This window comes from Escherichia sp. MOD1-EC5950 (genome assembly GCF_002965345.1).
Lineage (GTDB): Bacteria > Pseudomonadota > Gammaproteobacteria > Enterobacterales > Enterobacteriaceae > Escherichia > Escherichia marmotae.
On record NZ_PTSR01000068.1, the window covers coordinates 1 to 3212 of the forward strand.

At 47.6% G+C, this 3212-nt stretch carries 4 protein-coding genes and 1 pseudogene; 3 read left to right on the top strand and 2 right to left on the bottom strand.

The window, feature by feature from the left end:
• Window positions 1-579, top strand: a 579-nt coding sequence (tnpC, locus tag BEA93_RS24000; RefSeq protein ID WP_123058258.1) for an IS66 family transposase, incomplete at its 5' end; no start/stop codon positions are given.
• Between the two features lie 17 nt (window positions 580-596).
• Window positions 597-758, top strand: a pseudogene (locus tag BEA93_RS25930) (type II toxin-antitoxin system RelE family toxin); the annotation flags it as partial.
• 60 nt (window positions 759-818) lie between these two features.
• Here BEA93_RS25930 and BEA93_RS25935 read toward each other — a convergent pair.
• Both BEA93_RS25935 and BEA93_RS25940 read right to left on the bottom strand, forming a co-directional pair.
• Window positions 819-1103 carry a hypothetical protein gene (locus BEA93_RS25935; RefSeq protein WP_236942092.1) on the bottom strand — a complete coding sequence of 95 codons (285 nt, stop codon included), beginning with the start codon at window positions 1101-1103 and terminating at the stop codon, window positions 819-821.
• A gap of 92 nt (window positions 1104-1195) precedes the next feature.
• Window positions 1196-1813, bottom strand: a complete 618-nt coding sequence (locus tag BEA93_RS25940; RefSeq protein ID WP_236942091.1) for a hypothetical protein — start codon at window positions 1811-1813, stop codon at window positions 1196-1198.
• 689 nt (window positions 1814-2502) lie between these two features.
• Between BEA93_RS25940 and tnpA the strand changes: the two genes are divergently transcribed.
• Window positions 2503-3153 (top strand): IS66-like element accessory protein TnpA, encoded by a 651-nt coding sequence (gene tnpA / locus BEA93_RS24015; RefSeq protein ID WP_105225214.1) that lies wholly within the window; start codon window positions 2503-2505, stop codon window positions 3151-3153.
• Window positions 3154-3212: the final 59 nt, after the last annotated feature.

A 3212-nucleotide genomic window follows, 5' to 3' on the forward strand; every position in this document is an offset into this window, starting at 1 on the left:
GAATCCGGCAGAATAACGGAAGCCGCGTGTATGGCTCATGCCCGGAGAAAAATCCACGATGTGCATGCAAGAGTGCCAACCGACATCACCACGGAAGCCCTGCAGCGTATCGGTGAACTGTATGCCATCGAGGCAGAGGTCCGGGGCTGTTCAGCAGAACAGCGTCTGGTGGCAAGAAAAGCCAGAGCCGCGCCACTGATGCAGTCACTGTATGACTGGATACAGCAACAGATGAAAACACTGTCGCGTCACTCAGATACGGCAAAAGCGTTCGCATACCTGCTGAAACAGTGGGATGGCCTGAACGTGTACTGCAGTAATGGCTGGGTGGAAATCGACAACAACATCGCAGAGAACGCCTTACGGGGAGTGGCCGTAGGCCGGAAAAACTGGCTGTTCGCGGGTTCCGACAGCGGTGGTGAACATGCGGCGGTGTTGTACTCGCTGATCGGCACATGCCGTCTGAACAATGTGGAGCCAGAAAAGTGGCTGCGTTACGTCATTGAACATATCCAGGACTGGCCGGCAAACCGGGTACGCGATCTGTTGCCCTGGAAAGTTGATCTGAGCTCTCAGTAAATATCAATACGGTTCTGGCGAGCCGCTTACGTGGGCTGAAGGACTGCTGCAGAATTAAACTGCGTGCACCGGGCTTTCGTCTGGCTTATCAGGTCATTGACAATATGTTAATTATTGCCGTTGTTGCTGCAGGCAAGCGTGAGCGTGACAGCGTCTGCGCCAGCGGGAGAATGAGATAGTGTCGGGGGGGGAGGGGAGCCGGCCCGCAGGTGAGTTACCCGTGCGGTCTCCCTTATCCGTTACATGCCTGGAGGATCTTTTTTTTGAGCCCCCTTCGGAATATATTTTCGCCATAGTTCCGGGTTTTTCTCCCAGGGAGCAGACACCTCAAGTCCGTTTTCATAAAAATGCAATTTATCTTTTAACTGATCTCTTAATCTGTAGGCACAGCGTAACTCTGAGCCAGTAATAGAAGGCAGGCCTGACTCTGTATAAGCGTTATTTTTAGTAATAACACTGTTCATATCAATGCCATCCAGCGAAAAATGTATATGATGCTTACTACTGTCAAGTGTGGCAGACATAATTCCGGCCTTACAACCTCTTTTAAATATGTTGTAAAGCTCTTCATAAAGTTGAGGTCGCAAATCATCATCAATTTTTCCTCTTTCATTAATTATTTTTTTCTCAACTTATAAAAATCTTCAAATCTTTCTCTGACATTGTACTTCGGGTCTTTTTTACCGATAGCGTCCTGTTGAAGCATGGTATGGACATATGCATCAACGTCTTCAAAGGAATTATGCTGCTCACGGAAAGCAGTGTACTCATCCCTGACTGAACCTTTTGAATACACTATGCTTCTGGCGCAGTCATTTTTCACAGAATTTATACTGTCAATACATTGAATACTCGCATCTTTAATCCCGTCAGGATATATCTGACGTATTATCTTGTTCCTTTCCCGACAAAGACCATACAAAAGATCTCCTCGTCCGGAAGAATAATTCTCTTTAATGCTTCGTGATATGTCAGAAACCCCGGAGGGTTGTATGGCATATTCATGTTGCTGCTTTGCACTTGCGTGCTGATTTACAGAACGTTCTTCTTTTCTTGGTGCGTCAACAGTTTTCTCCTGAGGGTTAATGGCACCTGGCCGGTGAAAAATATTCTGTATACCTTTTCTTATCCTTATTATTCTGTTCCTCAGATGGCCAGTTTCACCAGAGTTTTGTGTGCGTTGAGGTAAACGTGGGGAATGAATACGCCCATTAAAAAGTACTTTTCCTACCATTTGTGCCTCACGATTTAACCGAAAAAATACCTGTTTTATATTGCATATGGTATTAAGACAGCAATACGAATAAATATTGGGGATTATTATAATGTCGCAAATATCATGTCAACCTGTGAATACCTGTAATTATCTGATTTTATGCTGTTTCAGCACGATGGAAGACGACATGATTTTGCTGTATGTGATAAATCAGTAAAACCCCGAACCCCGGTACTGGCGGTGACTCTGCCCCAAATTTAGCACAGCACTAAACCAGAGGATTTCGTCTTTTTGCAGGTTCCGGATAAATTCAGCCGGGGCCATGTCATTTTAAGGTGAATGTGTTCTCTCCTGATTATACTCCCTGCACCAGTTGTTGAACCGGGAATACTGTCCGGGCGCATCTGACGCATTCTCACAACGGTTACCCGGGGTGTTCCTCTTCCTGAGGACAAATTTTTCCTCATTCATCAGTCTGCGATCTGATCCTTCACGACTCATCAATTGCCGGCAAATAAGGTGAAGCCGCATTTTTCTTGTCGGGGGTTTTGTGGATCCTGTATGGACACCGCAGTGTATCCAGAGCTGAGGAAGTATCTTCCTCGTATGGCGCTGTTGAGAGGTAAGCGCATCATTTAAACCGTCTTTCGCCTCCCTTTCCTGTTTCCGATACTAATGTCCATTTTCGCAGTAAAAGGACATTTAAGATGAATGCACGAAAGGCGGTACTGGCAGATAATCCGGAATTGATCCTGCGTGTGCTACAGCTGAGATTTGACGAGTCACTGTCGTACCCGCGCATTTCTGCGCAGACTGGTGTCAGCAAAACCGCCATTTTTTCTCTGGTGAGGCGATTTCACCAGATATTCGCTGACTGGCCTCTTTCCGGTGAATATTCCTGCATGCAACTGGCCCGGGCTCTTTTCCCTGGGCGATACCCTTCAGCCCCGACAGTGACTCAGCCTGTGAAAACAGAGAAAATCCGCCGGAACCGATTTTCACCGGAGTTTAAATGGAGGCTTGTTCAGCAAACTTTTTTACCCGGTGCCTGTGTCGCACAAATAGCTCGCGAGAACGGAATCAACGATAACCTGCTCTTTAACTGGCGGCATCTCTGGCGTAACGGCGGCCTGCAGCCGCCCGGCGAACATGAAACATCGCTACTTCCCGTGACGTTAACGCCGGAGCCGGATAATAAAATCCCGGCACCAGTGCAGATACCTGAACAGATAAATACACTGCCAGACAGTCTGTGCTGCGAGCTGGTTCTGCCGGCCGGAACTCTCAGGCTGAAAGGTGAACTGACACCGGCGTTATTACAGACACTTATCCGCGAAATGAAAGGGAGCAGCCACTGATGATATCTCTCCCTGCCGGTTCGCGTATCTGGCTGGTTGCCGGTATCACCGATATGCGA